This is a genomic window from Paraburkholderia fungorum (assembly GCF_046027215.1).
Lineage (GTDB): Bacteria > Pseudomonadota > Gammaproteobacteria > Burkholderiales > Burkholderiaceae > Paraburkholderia > Paraburkholderia fungorum_D.
In genome coordinates this window covers 3399433-3414904 of record NZ_JAQQEN010000001.1, presented here as the reverse complement: position 1 = coordinate 3414904, position 15472 = coordinate 3399433, and the positions used below count along the sequence as shown (strand labels likewise).

The 15472-nt window shown below is 62.4% G+C and carries 15 protein-coding genes and 1 tRNA gene; 9 read left to right on the top strand and 7 right to left on the bottom strand.

Annotation, left to right across the window (positions count from 1 at the left end):
* Positions 1–67: 67 nt before the first annotated feature.
* The 3 genes from PQR27_RS15150 (at position 68) to PQR27_RS15140 (ending at position 1970) form a co-directional block, all read left to right on the top strand.
* Positions 68–826: a TraB/GumN family protein gene (locus tag PQR27_RS15150; protein WP_408524420.1), complete on the top strand. Its 759-nt coding sequence runs from the start codon at positions 68–70 to the stop codon at positions 824–826.
* 183 nt (positions 827–1009) lie between these two features.
* Entirely contained in the window at positions 1010–1312 is a 303-nt protein-coding gene (locus PQR27_RS15145) for a hypothetical protein (RefSeq protein ID WP_408524419.1), read from the top strand.
* Positions 1313–1475: 163 nt separating this feature from the next.
* Complete coding sequence (locus PQR27_RS15140) at positions 1476–1970, top strand: GNAT family N-acetyltransferase (protein WP_408524418.1); 495 nt, start codon at positions 1476–1478, stop codon at positions 1968–1970.
* 84 nt (positions 1971–2054) lie between these two features.
* On the opposite strand, the gene PQR27_RS15135 is transcribed toward PQR27_RS15140, so the two are convergent.
* The 3 genes from PQR27_RS15135 to PQR27_RS15125 are packed head-to-tail and all read right to left on the bottom strand — an operon-like array spanning position 2055 to position 4041.
* Positions 2055–2939, bottom strand: a complete 885-nt coding sequence (locus PQR27_RS15135; protein ID WP_408524416.1) for a cytochrome c oxidase assembly protein — start codon at positions 2937–2939, stop codon at positions 2055–2057.
* Between the two features lie 10 nt (positions 2940–2949).
* Positions 2950–3411, bottom strand: a complete 462-nt coding sequence (locus tag PQR27_RS15130; protein WP_408524415.1) for a copper chaperone PCu(A)C — start codon at positions 3409–3411, stop codon at positions 2950–2952.
* A gap of 18 nt (positions 3412–3429) precedes the next feature.
* The gene (locus tag PQR27_RS15125; RefSeq protein ID WP_408524414.1) at positions 3430–4041 is read right to left on the bottom strand and encodes an SCO family protein; all 612 of its coding nucleotides are present in this window, start codon (positions 4039–4041) and stop codon (positions 3430–3432) included.
* 197 nt (positions 4042–4238) lie between these two features.
* Here PQR27_RS15125 and PQR27_RS15120 point away from each other — a divergent pair, with 197 nt between their 5' ends.
* From PQR27_RS15120 to otsA, 3 genes are all read left to right on the top strand, one after another.
* Positions 4239–4427, top strand: a complete 189-nt coding sequence (locus PQR27_RS15120) for a hypothetical protein (protein ID WP_408524413.1) — start codon at positions 4239–4241, stop codon at positions 4425–4427.
* A gap of 49 nt (positions 4428–4476) precedes the next feature.
* Positions 4477–5226 carry a trehalose-phosphatase gene (gene otsB, locus PQR27_RS15115; RefSeq protein ID WP_408524412.1) on the top strand — a complete coding sequence of 250 codons (750 nt, stop codon included), beginning with the start codon at positions 4477–4479 and terminating at the stop codon, positions 5224–5226.
* A 64-nt stretch (positions 5227–5290) separates the two neighbouring features.
* Positions 5291–6751, top strand: a complete 1461-nt coding sequence (otsA, locus tag PQR27_RS15110) for an alpha,alpha-trehalose-phosphate synthase (UDP-forming) (protein ID WP_408524411.1) — start codon at positions 5291–5293, stop codon at positions 6749–6751.
* Positions 6752–6839: 88 nt separating this feature from the next.
* Here the strand turns inward: otsA and PQR27_RS15105 are convergent, their stop codons facing one another.
* The gene (locus PQR27_RS15105; RefSeq protein WP_408524410.1) at positions 6840–8675 is read right to left on the bottom strand and encodes an ABC transporter ATP-binding protein; all 1836 of its coding nucleotides are present in this window, start codon (positions 8673–8675) and stop codon (positions 6840–6842) included.
* A gap of 694 nt (positions 8676–9369) precedes the next feature.
* Here PQR27_RS15105 and PQR27_RS15100 point away from each other — a divergent pair.
* The 3 genes from PQR27_RS15100 (at position 9370) to PQR27_RS15090 (ending at position 12153) form a co-directional block, all read left to right on the top strand.
* Entirely contained in the window at positions 9370–10434 is a 1065-nt protein-coding gene (locus PQR27_RS15100; protein ID WP_408524409.1) for a glycosyltransferase family 4 protein, read from the top strand.
* Between the two features lie 254 nt (positions 10435–10688).
* A complete protein-coding gene (locus PQR27_RS15095; RefSeq protein ID WP_408524408.1) occupies positions 10689–11543 on the top strand; it encodes a hypothetical protein in 855 nt (284 codons plus the stop codon).
* Between the two features lie 151 nt (positions 11544–11694).
* Entirely contained in the window at positions 11695–12153 is a 459-nt protein-coding gene (locus PQR27_RS15090; RefSeq protein WP_408524407.1) for a DUF2214 family protein, read from the top strand.
* 30 nt (positions 12154–12183) lie between these two features.
* Here PQR27_RS15090 and PQR27_RS15085 read toward each other — a convergent pair whose 3' ends face one another.
* The 3 genes from PQR27_RS15085 to dnaQ all read right to left on the bottom strand — a co-directional run bounded on the left by PQR27_RS15085 (position 12184) and on the right by dnaQ (position 15428).
* A complete protein-coding gene (locus PQR27_RS15085; RefSeq protein ID WP_408524406.1) occupies positions 12184–14061 on the bottom strand; it encodes an ABC transporter ATP-binding protein in 1878 nt (625 codons plus the stop codon).
* Between the two features lie 509 nt (positions 14062–14570).
* Positions 14571–14645: transfer RNA gene (locus PQR27_RS15080), tRNA-Val, on the bottom strand.
* Positions 14646–14693: 48 nt separating this feature from the next.
* Complete coding sequence (gene dnaQ, locus PQR27_RS15075) at positions 14694–15428, bottom strand: DNA polymerase III subunit epsilon (RefSeq protein WP_408524405.1); 735 nt, start codon at positions 15426–15428, stop codon at positions 14694–14696.
* Positions 15429–15472: the final 44 nt, after the last annotated feature.

Genomic DNA, 15472 nt, shown 5'->3' with positions numbered 1-15472 from the left:
ACGTGGTGCACAATTCATGATTCGCGTCGCATCGTCCGATCCGGATGCCTGTTCACACCGAGGCTGCATGTACCTACAACTCACTGGCACCGCCATTCGTCTGCTGGGCTCGATGCATCTGTTTCCCGCGACGAGTCGCCGGACACCGCCATGGATTGCCGAAGCGTATGACTGGGCCGAAGCATTGGTGTTCGAATCCGATCCGCCGGCAATCCTGCCTTTTCTGAAAGCCGGGCCGCACGACGGCGCGGACCAGTTGCAGCCCTTGTTATCCGCCGACGCATGGAGTCAACTCCAGGCAGCGTGGCCCGCCGACGGCCTGTTGGCGCCACTCGCCGGACTGCGTCCGTGGGCCGCGCTGATCGTCGCGCCGACGCTGTTCCAGCAGGTCGTCGAAGGCGTCGAACCGCGCATGCTACGCTCCGCGATCGCGCAAGCCAAACCGTATCAGTATCTCGAGACCGCACAGGAAGTCGTCGCATCGCTCGAAACGATTTCGCTGGAAACGGTCGGCGCCGCGTTGGGTTTGCTGATGGCCGATCTCAAGGAGCCTCAGCGCACGCTCGAGCGCATGCATGAAGCGTGGCTGCACGGCGATCTGCCAGCCGTGCACCAGATCGCCACGGAATCGCCGATGTTCGATCTGCCCGGCATCCGCCACGCGATTCTCGATGCGCGCAATCGCGCGTGGGCGGCGCGTGTGAACGCGATGCGCGGACGGCCGGAGCGGACTTTGGTGGTGGTCGGCGCGCTGCATCTATGCGGACCGGGCAACCTGATCGAGTGTCTCGCGCAGCCCGTCGAGCCGGTCTTCCAGGGCGCATAACGGGTTGATCCGCGGGCGGGCCGTCCCGCCCTATCCTACGAAAACGCAGTGAGTGCGGGGACCTTGAGGGCGAATGGAGGGGGAACTTCGGCAAAGCGCTTCAATCCGACTGGAATGGAAGAATGCGCTATGCACTATGCGCCCATCACTTCGGTCATCCACGAAGGCCGAACGGAACACGACATGCTTGTCCCACCGACGCCCAGCAATGAAAGCGCCTGTCTCGACACATTGCGTGCACTGCATATTCTCGATACTTCCCCCGAAAAGCGTTTCGATCGTCTGACCCGGACGCAACGGCTGACGAACTTGCTGGCGGCACGCAACGCCGACGCGCAACGTGGCTATCAGATCCGCTACAGCGTCGGGCAGATTCAATACGATCCCGCGCGGCACGCGTCGGTCGCTGAATTGCTGGCCGCGGCCGACGCTGCGATGTACAGCCACAAACAGGCGTCAAAGGCCCGCACAGCGCAGCGCGGGTGAGCGTCCTCTGCAGTGTATGGCGGGTAAAATGACGCCCTGCGCGCCCAGGTTATCGGCGCAGATTCAGGCAATCTCGACGTAGCGTGGCTCGGCGCCACGCTGCACGGCATGACTCCGATCACCGCCCGGCGTCCACGTACGCATCCCCTTTGAAACTTTAGTCATGACTGAACCGCAGCAAACCGCCGCCGCCCGGCTGGCACAGCTCGAATGGCGCTGGAAGTCCTTCGCTGATCTCACCGCCACCGAAGTCTATGACATGCTGGCCGCACGCAGCGCGGTGTTCATCGTCGAGCAAGACTGTCTGTATGGCGATATCGATGGGCTCGACTTCGACGCCTGGCACCTGTTCGCCTTCGGGCCGGGTGAGCCGCGTGCGCCGCTGGCCGGCTATCTGCGTGTCCTGCTGCCGGATACGGAGGACACCGATATCCGCATCGGCCGCGTACTCACCACAGCGCCATTTCGTGGTTTCGGTCTGGGCAATGCATTGCTCGAACGGGCGCTGACGCATATCCGCGCGCAATGGCCGGGAACGCCGATCCGTCTTCATGCGCAGGCGCATCTGCAAGGCTTCTACGGTGCATTCGGCTTTGCGCCCGTCTCGGAGATTCACGACGAGGACGGCATCCCGCACGTGTGGATGCGCTCGGTCTGAATTTCAACGCAGTCTCGGCACGCCAGGCCGGCGCCCGTGCAGCGGGCCTGTTTATCGCTTCAAAGTTGCCGCTACGTCGCGGTATTAGCGATGCCCGCTCGCCGGCACCGAGCCCGCTTGCGCCAGGCCTTGACTGGCTATCGCGCGGCGTTCGTTGCGCAAGCGCCCGCGCGCCGACAGCCGCATCCAGTGACGCAGCGCGATGAGCGCGCCGATCACGCTCATCATCGAACCTGGAATCCACAGCAACAGCCCGCCGATCTGTTGATCGCGCATCGGGCTCAACCACGTGAAGGCGCGTCCACAGATCGAATAGATCGGATACAGCTCGCGTGGCGTAAAGAAGATGAAGGCGCCGAGGATGATCTGCGGCGGAATCGCCGCGATCACCACCAATACGCGCTTGCCGGGCGATAGACGAGCCGGCGGGGCCGGCCGTGGGTCGAGTACGAGCCACCAGAACAGCAGGCCGTCGATCACCATGCTCCAGTTCATCACGCGATAAAGCCGCCAGTCGAGCATCGCAACGAAATGAATCGGCGACATCAGCCAGAAGTAAATCAGCCCGACAAACAGCGTGACGGCGACGACCGGATGCATCACTACGTCGAGCACCTTGCGCACAATAGGCGTGTTCAGCGCAGGCTGCACGAAGCGCTGCCGCCAACTGAACGGAATCCCCGCGCGTAACGCCGCGCCCGGATAGGAGAGGGCAATAAAAAACGGGCCGAGGTGATGCAACACCAGATGCTGCGCGCGATGCATGAAGAACTCATGCTCGAAGAAATAATCGAGCCGGGTATGCAGCGCCACGTACAACGCGATCAGCCCGAACCAGAAAGACACACGCCGGGCAAGCGACACCTTCGCCTTGCGCGCGCCGCGCACGAACAGGATCGCCGGCACCAGCAAAGCGATCACGACGGTCGGCGAAAACTCCCAGGGATCGAGCCAGTAGAGCAGGTTCATCGTGGGGGTATTACTTGGTCTGCGCGGGCGATTTGACGGCGAACGGCGTTTCGAGTGCTTCGCCGTTGGAGAACTTGAGCGTCAGATGCACGGTATCGCCAGGCGCGACCTTGTGCTTCGCCTTTTCCAGCATGACGTGGTAACCGCCCGGCGCGATCGCGACCTGGCCATGCGCGGGCACCGTGAGCTTGTCGACCATCATCATCTTTTGCGTGGAGCCATTCGACACGGTTTGATGCAGCATCGCATCGCCGTAGTCGTTGCTCGAAATATCGACAAGGTCGACCGGCTTGTCGCTCGCGTTCACCAGCGTCGCGTAGCCGGCGGCGGGCAGGTCACCCGGCAGCCAGCGGACCCATGCGTCCTTGACGCTGATCGCCTGAGCGCCGGCGGCATGTGCGGCCGAAACGAAACCGAACGAAAGGGCGAGGGAGCAACTCAATGCAGCGAACGTTTTGATCTTGATCGACATGAATGGACTCAGGAAAGGTCAGGAACGGTCATCGATGATGCGGCGCAGATCTTGTGCGATCGCATCAGGGGTGTCGTGATCGGTGGCCAGCAGGCGCGCGTGGCCCTCCTGATCGAACACGTAGACAGCGGAGCTATGGGTGACTTCGTAGTTGCCGTTGGGGTCGCGCTTTTCCATCTGATAGGCAACCCGGTAGCGCTTCGCGAGTGACTCGATTTGCCAGTCGGTGCCGGTCAGTCCTTCGGCGTGTTGCGAGTCGAAGGCGTCGACGTAATCGCGCAAGGCCCTGGGTGTGTCGCGCGCCGGGTCGACGGTGATGAACAGAATGCGCACCTTTTGCGCGTCCGGGCCAAGCTTGCCGATCACCTGCATCAAACGGCCCATGGTCTCGGGGCACACATCCGGACAATGCGTGTAGCCGAAGTAGACGAGCGACGTGCGGCCTTTATACGAGTCGCCAGTGACGGGGCGGCCATCGTCGCCTGTCAGCGTGAAATCGAGGTCCGGCAAGTGGCCGGTCACGTTGGTCAGCTGCCACGTTTCGGCGCGGTGCGTGCAGCCGGCGAGCGTGGCCAGCGCGCCGACCACGAGCGTCAGTCCAAGCAGGCGCCGCGCCCATGTCCTGCTCATGGCAGCGAGGCGGGTCTGCTGGGGTTGGCGGAAGAGGGTGGGGAACAAAGCAGGGTTCAATTACTCGATTAAAGAGCGGCGCATGGCGTGGCAAGCGAACGGTAGCGGCGTTACTCGCATGCAGCAGCGCGGCCCTTCATAGTGTGCAAATATGGTCGTCAACGGATGGCTCTGTGTGGCAGCGACTGTATCGCAAAATGTTCGACGGCGTGGCGCAGCGCCCGTGGGCGCACGGTTTGCGGCGCAATTTGACGCAGGTGGCTGAAAGCTGGCTGCAGCCGGAATGTTCGTTTTTTGAAGGTCATTCTGAGCGGCATCTGCCCGTAACGGCAGGCCTGGCTTGTGTCCCGGCTTACTTTCTCGAAAAATTGATGGATGCGCGGTAAGATGCGCACACTTTTCCGGCCGCAGAAGGCTGAAAGGCAAAATTAACCGATGCAAGCACTTCCGGCTGTTCTGTCTCCGAGCGAGACGGCATTTTTCTTCGACTTCGACGGCACGCTCGTCGAACTCGCGCCCACGCCCGACGGCGTGCTGGTGCAACCACGGGTCATTGAGTTGCTGACCGAGTTGCGGCGTCTGACGAACGGCGCGGTCGCGATCGTGTCGGGCCGCGGCATCGACAGTATCGACAGTTTCCTCGGCATGCCCGATCTGCCGATCGCGGGTCTGCATGGCGCCGAGCGGCGGGATGCGAATGGCGACACGCAACGCATCGGTTTTCACGACGAGCGGCTGTTGCGCATGGAGCAGGTGCTCGCGCAGGTCGTCAATGAACATCCCGGCATGCTGCTCGAGATCAAAGGCGCGGCGCTGGCGCTGCACTACCGCAATGCGCCCGATCGCGAGCCGGTGGCGCGCGAGGCGACCGGGCGGCTGGTCGCCGATTACGCCGGCTCGTACGTCCTGCAGCCAGGCAAGATGGTTTACGAAATCAAACCGAAGGACGTCGATAAAGGCCGTGCGATGCGCGCGTTTCTCGACGAGCCGCCGTTTGTGGGCCGCCTGCCCGTGTTTGCCGGCGACGATCTGACCGACGAGAAAGGCTTTGCTGTCGTCAACGAGCGCGGCGGTCTGTCGATCAAGGTCGGCGCGGGCGACACCATGGCGCATACGCGCGTCGATTCGGTGTCGGCACTGCTTGAATGGCTCGGATCGATCGTCGCGGCGGCGCGCGGAGCATGACGACTACGCCGTCTCCTTTAACCTACAAAGGGTGCATCGCGCACCGCATCGGGAATCGCGTTTCATGAGCCGACTGATCATCGTATCGAACCGGGTTGCGCCCATTTCGGAGGGCGGCCCGGCGGCGGGCGGTCTGGCAGTCGGCGTGTACGACGCGCTCAAGGAAACCGGCGGCATGTGGTTCGGCTGGAGCGGCGACGTGCTCACCTCCGGCCAGCCGCAGATCAAGGTCGAAGAGCGCGGACCGGTGACGTTCGCGACCATCGCGCTGATGCGGCGCGACTACGATCAGTACTACCGTGGCTTTTCGAATGCCACGCTGTGGCCGGCGTTTCATTACCGCGCCGATCTGCTGCACTACGATCGGCACGACTTCGAAGGCTACTGCCGCGTGAATGCGTGGTTGGCGCAACAGCTCGTGCCATTGCTGCGCGACGACGACGTGATCTGGGTCCACGACTATCACCTGATCCCATTCGCGCAGGCTTTGCGCGCGGCCGGCGTGAAAAACCGCATCGGCTTCTTTCTGCATATTCCGTTTCCGGCCTCGCAGGTGTTGCTCGCGGTGCCGCCCCATCGCGAACTGGTCGAAGCGATGTGTTCGTTTGATCTGCTTGGTTTCCAGACCGCGCCGGACCTGCGCGCGTTCTGCGACTACATCGTCAACGAGGCAAACGGCACGGTCGACGTCTCGACAAGCGGTCCGCTGACGCTGCACGCATTCGGCCGCACGCTGCGCGCGGCGGCCTATCCGATCGGCGTCTATCCGGACGAAATCGCCGAACTGGCGAAGGCGGGCGAGCGGGGCAAGCCGGTGCGCACGATGAAGGCAACGCTGCACTCGCGCAAGCTGATCATGAGCGTGGACCGCCTTGACTATTCGAAGGGGCTGGTCGAGCGTTTTCGCGCATTCGAACGGCTGCTTGAACATGCGACAGCACAGCGCAACAAGGTCTCGTTCCTGCAGATCGCGCCGCCGACGCGCGCCGACATGCACGCCTATCAGGACATCCGCTTGCAGCTCGAAGGGGAGTCGGGGCGCATCAACGGGCGCTTTGCCGAACTCGACTGGACGCCGATTCTCTACATCCACAAACAGTACGAGCGCTCGGTGTTGGCCGCGCTGTTCCGTACCGCGCACGTGGGCTATGTGACGCCGTTGCGCGACGGCATGAACCTCGTGGCCAAGGAATACGTCTCGGCGCAGGATCCGGAGAACCCGGGCGTGCTCGTGCTGTCCCGCTTTGCGGGCGCGGCACAGGAACTGGACGGCGCGCTGATCGTGAATCCGGTCGATATCGACGGGATGGCCGAGGCGCTGGCGCAGGCGCTCGGGATGCCGCTTGCAGAACGGCAGGCGCGTTATCGCGACATGATGGTGCAGTTGCGCGAGAACAATGTGTCGGTGTGGCGCGATAACTTCATGCGCGATCTGCAGGGCGTAGCCAGTGCGAAGAGCACCAGAAGCGTGAAGGTGCGGGCCGGCTCGATCAGGAAAGCGGTGCGCGATACGCAGGCCGGATAGCGGTGTCAGCGGGGTCTTCGTAAAACAGATAAGCCGCTCGAAAGTGGCTTATTTGTTGATGCCTGCAGATGCTGCGCGAGTCAGGGAATCAGACCACGTGCTGCTCGTCGACCTTCTTGCCACCGACATGCAGCGTCGTGCCTTTGCCGTATTGCTTCGACAACAGGTCGCGGTAGAGGCCGGGACGCGAGCGCAATTCTTCGGGGCTGCCGTCGTCGATGACCTTGCCGGCGCTCATTACGATGATCCGGTCGAAGTTGTTCAGCGTCGACAGCCGGTGCGCAATGGCGATCACCGTGCGACCGACCATCAGCCGGTCGAGCGCCTTCTGGATCGCTTCTTCCGACGCGCTGTCGAGCGCCGAGGTGGCTTCGTCGAGTAGCAGGATCGGCGCGTTCTTGAGAATTGCCCGTGCAATCGCGATCCGTTGGCGTTGGCCGCCTGACAGCTTGACCCCACGGTCGCCGACGATCGTATCGAATCCTTCCGGCATCGCTTCGATGAAATCCGTGCAGCGGGCTTCCCGCGCGGCGGCGATGACTTCGTCGCGGCTCGCTTCAGGGCGGCCGTATGCGATGTTCTCGTAGACTGTGCGATGGAACAGCGAAATATCCTGTGGCACCAGCGCGATCGCATGACGCAGGCTGTCCTGGGTGATCGCGGCGATATCCTGGCCATCGATCCTGATGGCGCCGCCCTGGGTCTCATAGAAACGCTGCAGCAACGCCAGCACAGTGGACTTGCCCGCGCCCGATTTGCCGATCAGGCCGACCCGCTGACCCGGCTCGATATGCAGGTCGAAATGATCGAGAATCGCCCGGCGGCGCGGATACGCGAAGGTCACGCTTTCGAAATCGACCCGGCCGCCCTGCGGCACCAGTTCGGTCGCGTCGCCGCGGTCCGGCATGCCGTGCGGCTCGAGCAGCGTGCGTACCGCTTCCGCGAGCCGCGCAACATGCTGCGTGACATCGACAAGCGCCACAGCCAGATCGCGCGTGCCGTGCAAAATCGTGAACCCGAGCGAGCTGACCAGCACGATGTCGCCGGAAGTTGCCTTGCCCTGATCCCACAGCCATAGCGCCCAGCCGAGCAAACCCGCGGACAACAGTGCGGTGATGACCGCGTGCAGCAGACGCAGCTTTTCCAGATACAGCAGGCTCTGCTGACGCGCCTCCATTTCCGCTTTGACCGTGGCGCCGAAGCGCTGCTGTTCGCGGAACGTCATGCCGAAGGCGCGCACGAGGCCCATGTTGCTGATCACGTCGACCAGCTCGCCGTCTACCGACGCTGCTTTGGTCGCGAAATGGTGGTGCCGCGCCGAGCCGCGGCCGGCCAGTTTATAAAGCACGACCGAAAGAATGGCCGAGCAAAGCATCAGGCCGCCCGCCATCAGCGGATTCACGGCGGTGATCATGACGATCGCGCCGAGCACCGCGATGCACGGCGGCAGCACGTTCCAGGCGGTCGTGTTCTCGGCGGTGTAGACCGCGTTCGAGGTTGCCGTGATACGGCTTGCGAGCATGCCCGGCTGTTTCTCGGAGTAGTAGGTGGGCGAATGGCCGCTCAGATACTGGAACAGGTCGCGCCGCAAGTCGCCGGTCACGGCGACGAACGTATGCGCGGCGACCCAGCCGCCGACCCGCCACAGCAGGTTGTCCGCGGCGATCAGGCCGACCAGGATGGCGAATGCCCCCCACAGCGGACCAGGGTGATGCCGGCCTTCGCCAAGGACGTCGATCAGGTGCTTGATCGCGTATTGCGAAGCGAGCGCACAGCCCACGGCCGCAAACACGCTGCACAGAACGATCGCGTGCGCGAGCGGATGGCGGCGGATAAAGCGGAAAAGAAACGCAAGCGGCCTGTGCGCATAGCTCGCAAGCTTTGCGTTCTGGGCATTACGCTGGGCGATGGTTAAATGTTCCAATTGATCGTGAGGTCGTATGTTTCGGGTTGTGCGTTGCAAAGCACGGGCCACGGCAAAAAGCGTTTGCCGCGAAGCCGATGCTTCGCATTGTAAACATGCAAAAGCGATTGCGCCCTGTGTATCCGGGCCGTGACGCGATTGATTTCGCGGTAGACGTCCGCGACCTACAGTTGCTCGACCCGAGCAGGGGCCGGCGGTTCATGCAGGCACGGAATATTTCGGGATATAATTACAAATTGCATACAGCCGTGGCAGGGCGTTTCTTCAACGCTTGCCGGCAAAGTTGGCGCAGGAGCTTACAGACACCGCGTTCGGGTTTGCGTTGCAAAGCCAGTTGCTACTGTAGAACTGTCTTATAAAACAAGGGTTTGCAAAGTGTTTCGCCTTTGTAACAACGTAAAGACTTTGAAATGTTGTGGTGCAGCGTGAATTCCGGCACTGATAATGCATGCTTCGTAGGCTCAGCGAAATATCTGACAGTTTGTCAACGTAGGTGTGAGGTGTGCGTTTACCGGCACATGCACAGACTTTGACGACATCGGTCTGGGCCCACTACCCAAGCGATCCATCGCAGGATTTCTCGAAAGAATCAGGCCCGAGCCGGCACGACCGGCCAGACTGCCCTGGCGAGCAAGCGAGTCGCTTTTATCAAACGCAATACTTTTGCCTGATTTTTTACGAGGAGTTCTTCATTATGCGAATCGCTCAAATCGCTCCCCTGCACGAGGCGGTTCCTCCCAAGCTTTACGGTGGTACGGAACGCGTGGTGTCCTACCTGACCGAAGCGCTGGTTGAACAAGGCCATGACGTGACGCTTTTTGCGAGCGGCGATTCGCAAACCTCCGCGAAACTCGAAGCTTTCTGGCCGCAGGCACTGCGCCTCGACCCGACCATCCGCGACGTGATGGCGCCGCACATGCTGCTGCTCGAAGAAGTGCGCCGTCGCGCAGACGAATTCGACGTGCTGCATTTCCACATCGATTACTACCCGTTCTCGCTGTTTGCCCGCCAGCCGGTGCCGTTCCTGACCACGCTGCACGGCCGTCTTGATCTGCCGGAACTGCAGCCGATCTTCAACACGTTCAGCGACGTGCCGGTGGTGTCGATTTCGGACAATCAACGCATTCCGCTGCAACAGGCAAACTGGCTGCAAACCGTCTACCACGGTCTGCCGGAAAACGTGCTCACGCCGATCAAGGAAGTCGAGCCGGGCTACCTCGCATTCCTTGGCCGCGTCTCGCCGGAGAAGGGTCTCGACCGTGCGATCCGCATCGCCGGCCAGGCAGGCATGAAGCTCAAGGTCGCCGCCAAGATCGACAAGGCCGATCGTGCCTATTACGAAGAAGTGATCAAGCCGCTGATGGCGCTCCCGCACGTCGAATACATTGGCGAAATCGGCGAAGCCGAAAAGCGTGAGTTCCTCGGCAACGCGAATGCACTGGTGTTCCCGATCGACTGGCCGGAGCCCTTCGGTCTGGTGATGATCGAGGCCATGGCGTGCGGTACGCCGGTGATCGCGTTCAACCGTGGTTCGGTGCCGGAAGTGATCGAAAACGGCGTGTCGGGTTTCGTCGTCGAAGACGAAATCAGCGCGGTCGCCGCGGTGAAGCGCCTGCACACGCTGCCGCGCGCCAAGGTGCGCCAGGCGTTCGAATCGCGCTTCTCGTCGAAGGTGATGGCGCAGAACTATGTCGCCGCGTACGAAGAACTGCTGCGTCGTCAGCATCGCACGGTACTGCGCGAAGTCAACGCCGGTTAATCCGAGTTAATGCGTCATAGGTAAAAGGCGGTAAAAGCTGGCAGGAGCCGCTTCCGGGCGATTCCACCAGCCGTCACAGCAACGCCCCGCGTGCATCGCGCCCGCGGGGCGTTGTTGCATGTGCGCCGCGTTTTTGCGCGGGAGCGGCAGAAAGTATCGTTTTGGCGCCGGCAAGCATGAGCGCCTTCCGTAATATCCCTATAATGGCCGTGCCGCAAATTTGGCTGCGGCGCCGCCGACGACTGGAGGATGCCTTGGCGAGAACGAAAGAGACGCGTGCGAACGCGGCGCCCGGCGCCGGAACGATTTTCGCGTTGCGCGCCATCGGTCTCGTGCTTCTGGCTCGCTGGCTGTTTTCGATGGCGCAGATGGAGCCGGGCTCGTCGCTGGCGGCGATGCTGGCAATGGTCTCCTCGCCGTGGGCGTGCATCAACCTGGTTTTCCTGTTCCTGCTGATCTTCCTGCCGGGCGCGCGGGCTGTCGCCGAACGTCCGTTTCATCCGCTGCCGCAATGGTTGCGGCAGACACTGCGCCTGTTTGCTTTCCTCGGATTCCTGTTTGCTGCGTGGTCAGTCAGCGCGTTCGCGGTGAGCGCGGGGTGGCGGCGTGCCGCTCTAGCGGTGGCGGCCACGAATGGCTGGCTGCTGGCAGCGCCGGCGCTGTACGCCGCGGTCCTTTGGATTTGCCGGCCGCGCGCGCTGTGGCGAACCAATATTGCCGCGCGGCGCTTCGCAATTGGACGCTATGCGATTGCGCTCGATCCGGTGACGCGCACGGTTGTGGTGTGGGCGGAGCGCCGCAAGGTGGGGCAGTACGATGCGCGCGAATTGTCTGTACGCTGGCCGACCGGGCAGGGCGCGGCGTCGATGCCAACCCCCACGCCCGCCGTGGCGTTCGGCGGTGCGGGCGAGCCGGGCGCGCCGGCGGGCTCGGTCGCCGCGCCTGCGTTGGCGCGTGGCGGCTTCGGCCGTCGTCCGAAAATCGAATTGCTGTGGGATTCACCGGCTGCGGCGGGCCATAACCGTCAAACTGTGTTTCGCGCTGCGTTGACCACCGAAGGCGATCGGGTTGCCGCGCGGGCACTCGACGCGTCGCTGCAACAGGTTTGAATCTATTGCCTCGGGCACTCGATCACGCCCCCGGGCCGAAGCACGCGTCGTAAAGTTGCGTCATAGTCGCTGATGAGCCGTGCCGCCGGGCGTTTCAATGCGGCCGGGTGAGAAAGACATCGATCGTGTCGCGTCCTTTGCAGGAGTCGCTATGCTGGTTCGCTGGTTGCTTGCCGCCGTCCATCTGCTCGCGTATGGCTTTGCGCTGGCGTCGATTCTCCGGCGCACCTGGGCGCTGCGGCGCGCCACCGTGCCTGCCGCGTTGCGATCCGTTTTCCGGGCCGACACCGGTTGGGGCCTCGCCGCACTCGTCCTGATCGTCACGGGTTTGATGCGGGTTTTCGGTGGTTTCGAAAAGGGCTCCGACTACTACCTCCACGAGTCGCTCTTTCACGCCAAGATGACGTTGCTGGTGGCGATTCTGGTCCTCGAAGTTCCGTCGATGCTTGCGCTGATGCGCTGGCGCGCCGCGCTCAGGAAAAAAGCGCCGCCGGATCTGCGGCGAGCACGCCACTACGCGCGCTTAAGTGTGATTCAGTCGGTGCTGCTGGTCCTGATGGTGTTCGCGGCGGCCGGAATGGCGCGCGGTATCGGGGCGGCGGCGGGGTAGTGCAATGACACCCCGCACGCTCAACCCCATTTACTTCCCGACCAGCAGGCTCGAATCGTCCATGTGATTCGCTTTCGCGGCCGAGGTTTGAGGCACGACCTCCGGATCGTTCAAACCTTTGATCAGTTCCAGCGCCTGACGCTCGAACAGGCGCCGGTACAGGCCGTTCTCGAGCTTGATCAACGCCGCGTGACTGCCTTCCTCGATGACCTTGCCCTTGTCCAGCACCAGCAGCCGGTCGAGCGCTCGCACGGTAGATAGACGGTGTGCGACCACCAGGGTGGTGCGGCCCGTCATCAGCCGCTCCATGGCTTGCTGGATCAGCACTTCGCTTTCGCTGTCGAGGCTCGACGTCGCTTCGTCCAGAATCAGGATCGGCGCGTCCGCGAGAAATGCCCGCGCGATGGCCACGCGCTGACGTTCGCCGCCCGAAAGCTTGACGCCGCGTTCGCCCACCAGCGTGTCGTAGCCGTTGGGCAATGCCGTGATGAAGTCATGCGCACTTGCCAGCCGCGCGGCACGTTCGATCTCGGCGCGGCTCGCGCCGGGCCGTGCGTAGGCAATGTTCTCGGCGAGCGAGCGGTGAAACAGCACCGGCTCCTGCTGGACGATCGCGATCTGACTGCGCAACGACGCCTGCTGCACACGCGCGATGTCCTGACCGTCGATCGTGATTCTGCCTTCCGAGATGTCGTACAGACGCTGGATCAGCTTGATGAAGGTCGTCTTGCCTGAACCCGAATGCCCGACCAGCCCCACGCGTTCTCCCGGCGCGATGCGCACGGAGAAATTCTCGTAAAGCGGCGTGGCGTTCGCGCCATAGTGGAAGGTGACGTGTTCGAAGCGGATCTCACCTTTGCCGATCGCCATCGGCCCCGCGCCCGGACGGTCCTCGATGCCAAGCGGCTGGCTCTCGAGCGACACCAGTTCTTCCATGTCGTTGACCGAACGCTGAAGGTTGCGAATGTGCATGCCCACTTCGCGCAGATAGCCTTGCAGCATGAAGAACATGGTCAACGCAAACGTGATGTCGCCGACGCTTGCCTCGCCACGTGCCCACAACAGCAGTGCCGTGCCAAGTATCGCAGCCTGGATCGTCACCAGCATGCCGCCTTGCACGCCGCCGTTGATCGTGCCGCGCGTCCACGTGCGGCGCGTGCGATGACGCCACTTGCCGATCACACGCGCAAGCAGCGCTTCTTCGCGCGCTTCGGCGCCGAATGCCTTCACCACGCCGTTGCAACTGACGGCGTCGGCGAGCGCGCCGCCCATGCGCGTGTCCCATGCATTCGCAAGACGCGCGGCGGGCGCAACGAAGCCGAGCGACATGGCGACGGTCACCGCGATATACAGCAGCGAGCCGATGCCGACCACAGCGCCCATCATCGGCCAGCGCCAGCCCAGCAAAACCGTTGCGCCGACCAGCATGACAAGCGACGGCAACAACGCGATCAGCAGCGTGTCGTTGAGCAGATCGAGCGCCCACATGCCGCGCGTGATCTTGCGCACCGTAGAGCCGGCGAAGCTGTTCGCGTGCCAGTCGGTCGAAAAACGCTGCACACGATGAAATGCGTTCGCGGCGATCTCGCTCATCATCTTGAGCGTCAACTTGATGATGTTGAAGAAGACGCCTTGCCGAAGCAGCGTCGCGCCGAGCCCAAGCGCGCCCAGCACGCAGAAGGCTGTGATCGCCGCGTGCCAGGCGACGGCGTTGCCGGCGGAGCCGGATGCGATCGCGTCGACGAGGCGTCCGGCGAACACGGGCGTGAGCACGTCCGCCACGGCCGAGAGCAGCACCAGCACGGTAATCGCGACGATGCGCCACGGCTGCCGCGCCCAGTGACGGAAGGTGAAGCCGAGGACGTCCTTGAAGGCTTGTCCGCGGAAGTCGAGTTTTTTTCTGGTCATTTGCCACGACCCGGTGTCGCGCTAGCGCACCGAGGTTCCAGTCAGAAGCGAAAGGAAGAGACAGTCCAACCGTGCCAGCAATTGCCGGCCATGAGACTACGAACTGTCTGGGAATTGCGCGGAGAGCCTCTTCAGGCAGAACCGCGTGAGCGACGCAAGCGACGAGTTACGATCGCGAAAGCAGTCGCGGGACCATGTCAGGGACGGCGATATGCACTGTGAACATGTGACGCCTCCCTATGGTTAAGGTGAAGAGAAAGTTTCCGGGGCGGACGCCCGAAAACTGACTATATCAGCAGTATTTGGCGACCGCAATCGTACGAGGTTTCGGTGTTGACGACGAAGCGCCATTGAATGTGCATCGCAAACCGGCTTTGCCGACGCGCTCCATGCGATAGACGCGCCGGCAAGTTTTAGTCTCCAAACAAACTCTGGAGCACCAATGAAAAAGGCCCTCAAGACTTTCGTCTAAGGGCCTTTATTCTTCGGTGATCGACACACCAAGATTCTGGTGGGTAGTACTGGGATCGAACCAGTGACCCCTGCCGTGTGAAGGCAGTGCTCTACCGCTGAGCTAACCACCCGAAGAGAGCCGAATTATGTCAGGGATTTTTCGACTCGTCTAGTGTTTTTTAAGCGGCTTGCTCATCTGCGGCCGGAGCCGGTTCGAGGCGCCAGACGCTCGTGCCTTTGACCGCTTTGTCGAGACCGTCGAGCAATGCCTGGTGCGCGGCGAGTTCTTCATCACTGGCCACGATCACGATCAGATCCAGCGAGTCGAGCGCGACGCGCGGTGCATGTGCATCGCCTCCGCCGTGCGAATCGCCGAGCATGTCGATGACGAGGCTTTCCTGGCCACGCGTCATCGCCAGATAGACTTCGGCGAGCAGTTCCGAGTCGAGCAGTGCGCCGTGCAGCGTGCGGTGCGCATTGCTGACACCGAAGCGGTCGCACAGCGCATCGAGTGAATTGCGTTTGCCCGGGAACATCTGCTTGGCGCGCGCCAGCGTGTCGATGATCTCGCCGCAGTAGGTGCTGACCGGCGGCAAGCCGAGCAGTGCAAATTCGGCATCGAGAAAGCCGATGTCGAATGGCGCGTTGTGAATGATCAGTTCCGCGTCCTGAATGAAGTCGCGAAACTGATCGGCTATCTCGGCGAACTTCGGCTTGTCGCTCAGAAACTCAGTGGTCAGCCCGTGAACCGCCAGCGCGCCCGGATCACTGTCGCGTTCCGGATTGATGTAGAAATGCAGGTTGTTGCCCGTCAGCCTGCGGTTCACCATTTCGACACAACCGAGTTCGAGAATCCGGTCGCCGGTACGTGCATTCAGGCCGGTCGTTTCGGTATCGAGGATGAGTTGACGCATGTCGGATTAGCCTGCTCTAAAAAAGCGAAAAAGAAGGACGCACC

What these genes read in the sequence shown, in the direction of transcription:
- PQR27_RS15150 (WP_408524420.1), top strand. Translation starts at nt 68, where the DNA reads ATGTACCTACAACTCACTGGCACCGCCATTCGTCTGCTGGGCTCGATG.
- PQR27_RS15145 (WP_408524419.1), top strand. Translation starts at nt 1,010, where the DNA reads ATGCTTGTCCCACCGACGCCCAGCAATGAAAGCGCCTGTCTCGACACA.
- PQR27_RS15140 (WP_408524418.1), top strand. Translation starts at nt 1,476, where the DNA reads ATGACTGAACCGCAGCAAACCGCCGCCGCCCGGCTGGCACAGCTCGAA.
- PQR27_RS15135 (WP_408524416.1), bottom strand. Translation starts at nt 2,939, where the DNA reads ATGAACCTGCTCTACTGGCTCGATCCCTGGGAGTTTTCGCCGACCGTC.
- PQR27_RS15130 (WP_408524415.1), bottom strand. Translation starts at nt 3,411, where the DNA reads ATGTCGATCAAGATCAAAACGTTCGCTGCATTGAGTTGCTCCCTCGCC.
- PQR27_RS15125 (WP_408524414.1), bottom strand. Translation starts at nt 4,041, where the DNA reads ATGAGCAGGACATGGGCGCGGCGCCTGCTTGGACTGACGCTCGTGGTC.
- PQR27_RS15120 (WP_408524413.1), top strand. Translation starts at nt 4,239, where the DNA reads ATGTTCGACGGCGTGGCGCAGCGCCCGTGGGCGCACGGTTTGCGGCGC.
- otsB (WP_408524412.1), top strand. Translation starts at nt 4,477, where the DNA reads ATGCAAGCACTTCCGGCTGTTCTGTCTCCGAGCGAGACGGCATTTTTC.
- otsA (WP_408524411.1), top strand. Translation starts at nt 5,291, where the DNA reads ATGAGCCGACTGATCATCGTATCGAACCGGGTTGCGCCCATTTCGGAG.
- PQR27_RS15100 (WP_408524409.1), top strand. Translation starts at nt 9,370, where the DNA reads ATGCGAATCGCTCAAATCGCTCCCCTGCACGAGGCGGTTCCTCCCAAG.
- PQR27_RS15090 (WP_408524407.1), top strand. Translation starts at nt 11,695, where the DNA reads ATGCTGGTTCGCTGGTTGCTTGCCGCCGTCCATCTGCTCGCGTATGGC.
- PQR27_RS15085 (WP_408524406.1), bottom strand. Translation starts at nt 14,061, where the DNA reads ATGACCAGAAAAAAACTCGACTTCCGCGGACAAGCCTTCAAGGACGTC.
- dnaQ (WP_408524405.1), bottom strand. Translation starts at nt 15,428, where the DNA reads ATGCGTCAACTCATCCTCGATACCGAAACGACCGGCCTGAATGCACGT.